Annotated in this window: 4 protein-coding genes; 3 read left to right on the forward strand and 1 reads right to left on the reverse strand. The window is 72.0% G+C overall.

All coding sequences use genetic code 11. The features are described 5' to 3' along the window. Positions 1–634, forward strand: a 634-nt coding sequence (locus tag NBZ85_RS29260) for a DUF4139 domain-containing protein (protein WP_261563180.1), incomplete at its 5' end; no start/stop codon positions are given. A gap of 79 nt (positions 635–713) precedes the next feature. Here the strand turns inward: NBZ85_RS29260 and NBZ85_RS29265 are convergent. Continuing rightward, complete coding sequence (locus NBZ85_RS29265) at positions 714–1,091, reverse strand: hypothetical protein (protein ID WP_205447341.1); 378 nt, start codon at positions 1,089–1,091, stop codon at positions 714–716. Between the two features lie 182 nt (positions 1,092–1,273). Between NBZ85_RS29265 and NBZ85_RS29270 the strand changes: the two genes are divergently transcribed. Continuing rightward, the gene (locus tag NBZ85_RS29270; protein WP_261560493.1) at positions 1,274–2,059 is read left to right on the forward strand and encodes a hemerythrin domain-containing protein; all 786 of its coding nucleotides are present in this window, start codon (positions 1,274–1,276) and stop codon (positions 2,057–2,059) included. A 188-nt stretch (positions 2,060–2,247) separates the two neighbouring features. After that, positions 2,248–3,313, forward strand: a 1,066-nt coding sequence (locus NBZ85_RS29275) for a PP2C family protein-serine/threonine phosphatase (protein ID WP_264762446.1), incomplete at its 3' end; no start/stop codon positions are given.

Consider the following 3,313-nt stretch of genomic DNA (forward strand, 5'->3'; position numbering starts at 1 on the left):
GCCGGAGATCGACTTTGCCGGGTCGGCGACCTATCGCCCGCCCCGCCGGGCCGCCGTCCCGGCCGACGGAGACCGGCACCGCGTCACCGTCGCGGTGATCGAGTTCGATGCCGCCCTTGATCATCTGACCGTCCCCAGGACCTCTCCCGACGCCTACCTGCGGGCTACCGTCACCAACACCTCCCCGCACACCCTGCTGCCCGGCAAGGTCTCGATCTTCCATGGCGGGGACTTCGCCGGCAGCGGCACGATCGGCATGGTGCCGCCGGGGGCCGAGGTCGAGCTGCATCTCGGCGTCGACCACCGGGTGCGGGTCGAGCGTGAGCTGGTTCGCCGTGCGACGGGCCGCCGCGTGGGCGGGAGCAACCGACGGATCGAGGCCGCCTACCGCGTCGAGGTGACCAACCACACACCTCGGCCGATTCGGACGGTGGTGCGCGACCAGATCCCGGTCTCCCGGCATGAAAGCGTCACCGTGCGGGACTTCCAGGCGCGCCCCGAACCGGACGAGCGAACCGACGTCGGCCTGCTGTCGTGGACGCTCGAGCTTGGTCCGGGCGCGACCGGGCGGGTGGAGTTCTCGTTCCGGCTGGAGCATCCCCGCGGAACGGAGCTCACCGGCTGGCGGGAGTGAATCGCCCAACCGGGCTGAATCGCCCAACCGGGCTGGGCTGCCCAGACAGGCCGTGGGCAGCTCAGTCGGCCGGGGCCGCTCAGCGGGTCGTGTCCGCCGGGGCCCGCAGCCGGCGGGTCCAGGCGCCCTCGGCGATCTCGCCACGGGCGTCGATGATTGCCCAGTCGACAATGTCGGCGCTCCGGATGCGCAGGGGCCGGCCCATCCGGATGTGCGCCACTGACGGGTGCGCCCCGTCGTTCAGACTGCGCCCGTTCAACAGGGTCGCGTGAGGCCAGCTGGACACCCGAGCCCAGGGCCATTCAGCCCCGTCCGGGACCGCCACCTGATGACGAACGATCAGGGTGCCCAGGGGCGGAAGGTCATGGCCGAGGAACCGGCGACGGACATCGGCGAGGCGCGAGCGGGCGGCGAAGACTGCCTGGTCCCGGGCCACGGGGACACTACTGCCAACCATGCCCCTAATAGTAGTGGAATCCTTCCTTACGGTAGGCGTCGGCGTGGCCGACCGGCACCTTTTGTGGTGCTATCGGTCCCGTTGTGTGAGGGTCATCGGGGTGCGGCCCCGGTCGCGAAGGCGTAGCTTCACAGGGCTGGTAACTCTCCGCTAGGTATCGACCCATTACGGGTGAGGTGATCATGGCTGAGACGTTGACGACCCTGGTGGACGCAGCGCATGCGGACGCTGTCCATCTCATCGAGCTCTCCCGCGACGGCGGCGACGCGGCCGGTGCCACGGACGGCCCGCCCAGCGATCCCCGCCAGGCGCTGCGCGCCAGCGACGCGGCGGTGGCGGCCGTCTCGGCCCATCTCAGCGCGATGGAGGCCGTCGTCTATCCGGAGATGGCCCGCCGGGTGCCGGGGGGACGGGCGCGGGTCGCGGAGCTGGGTCGGCTGGCCCGCCAGTGCTCGTCGGTGATGCGCGGCATCGAGCAGTACGTGCAGGGAGACCTCAATCACCCGGCGAACAGCGTGGCGAGCCTGCGCCGAGACCTCGCGGCGCTGCTCGCCGAGCACGAGAAGAGGGAGGACGGGCTGCTGCGTGAGCTCACCGAACGGCTCTCCGGCGACGAGCGCCGGTATCTGCTCGACCGCTTCGCCGACGCCATGCGCCACGCGCCGACCCGGCCCCACCCGCATCTCGGGCACGGCGGGATCTTCGGCGGCAGCCTGGCGATCCGTCTCCTCGGCAGCTTCGATCACCTGCTCGACGTCATGGACGCGCGTGAGGTGGCCGGAGCCCCGGTGCGGGCTCCCGCGCCCGCCGGGCTGTGGGGCTGGTACCTGCTGGGCCGGCCCACCGCGCCCGCTCCCGAATGGCCAGCGACGGATCAGCCCGCGTCGGCGGCCGACCGGTCCCCGGCCGACCGGTCCCCGGCCAAGGCGGAGCGTTCCACCGCCCGCGGAAGCGGACCGCGGCGCTGAGTCCGCCGCGCTCGCCTGCTGCGGGCCTGGTGTGGTCGCCCGGCAAGTCTCCGCCGGTTCGGGCGCCGTCCGGCCTGACTTGATGGTGAAATGTTTCTAACCTCGCTCTGGTAGCGGCGGTAGCGGATGGCGCGTTCGGCGTTCCGCTGCGCGCGGCGGCCCGTGGGCGTGCCATGCTTCGGGTCCGGATGGGCCGATATGGCCCGCGTGTCGTGCACTGCCGAGGAGACGTGTCAGAAAGAGAGAGCACCGCAGTCCGGGTGCCAGGAACGGAACCGGCAGATGTGGTCTGGCCGATCCTTCTCGTCGAGGACGATGACGCGGACGCCTACCTGGTGTCCGAGTTGCTCGACGAGGTGGCGGCGCCGGTCGAGCTGACCCGGGTGCGCACCGTGGCCGAGGCGGTCCGCCGCAGCGAGCAGGTCGCCTGCGTGCTGCTGGACCTCGGGTTGCCCGACAGCGAGGGCCTCTCGGCACTGCGCCGGCTGCTGGCGGTGGAGGCGGGCGCGCCGGTCGTCGTGCTCACCGGCATGGTCGATGAGTACCGGGGCGCCCAGGCGGTAGCCGCAGGCGCCCAGGACTACCTCGTCAAGGGCCAGGTCGACGGACGGGATCTGGTGCGTGCCGTGAGCTACGCGATCGAGCGCAAGCGGGCTGACACCGCGGCGCAGGCGCTACGCGAGTCGGAGCTGCAAGCGGACGAGCGGGCCCGGCTCGAACGCGGACTACTTCCCCGCCCGCTCTACGACGACCACCGGCTGCGCCACGCCGCCCGCTACCGGCCCGGCCGGCAGCAGTCGCTGCTCGGGGGTGACTTCTACGACATGGTGTCCACCCCCGACGGGACGGTCCACGTGCTGCTCGGCGACGTCTGCGGGCACGGCCCGGACGAGGCCGCCCTCGGGGTCAGCCTGCGCATCGCCTGGCGCACTCTCGTCCTGGCCGGGGTGGCGGAGGCCGACCGGCTCGGGTATCTCCAGCGGGTGCTGGTCAGCGAACGCGAACACGACGAGATCTTTGCCACGGTCTGTGCCCTCTCGATCGCCCCCGACCGAGGTTCGGTGCGGATGCGGTTGGCCGGCCACCCGCCGCCCGCGTTGCTGCACCCGTACCTCGCCGCGTTGCCCGGTGACGTCGTCGGGCCGGCGCTGGGCATCCTCGACGAGGACCTCACCGAGGAGGTGCTGGTCGAGCTCGGTCCGCGATGGATGCTGCTGCTCGCGACCGACGGCCTGCTGGAGGGGCGGGAGGGAC

It is taken from the genome of Frankia tisae, assembly GCF_025403405.1.
In the GTDB taxonomy this organism is placed as follows: Bacteria; Actinomycetota; Actinomycetes; order Frankiales; family Frankiaceae; genus Frankia; species Frankia tisai.

Excerpts from the sequence above, each read along its gene's own strand:
- NBZ85_RS29265 (WP_205447341.1), bottom strand. The coding sequence starts at position 1,091 with ATGGTTGGCAGTAGTGTCCCCGTGGCCCGGGACCAGGCAGTCTTCGCC.
- NBZ85_RS29270 (WP_261560493.1), top strand. The coding sequence starts at position 1,274 with ATGGCTGAGACGTTGACGACCCTGGTGGACGCAGCGCATGCGGACGCT.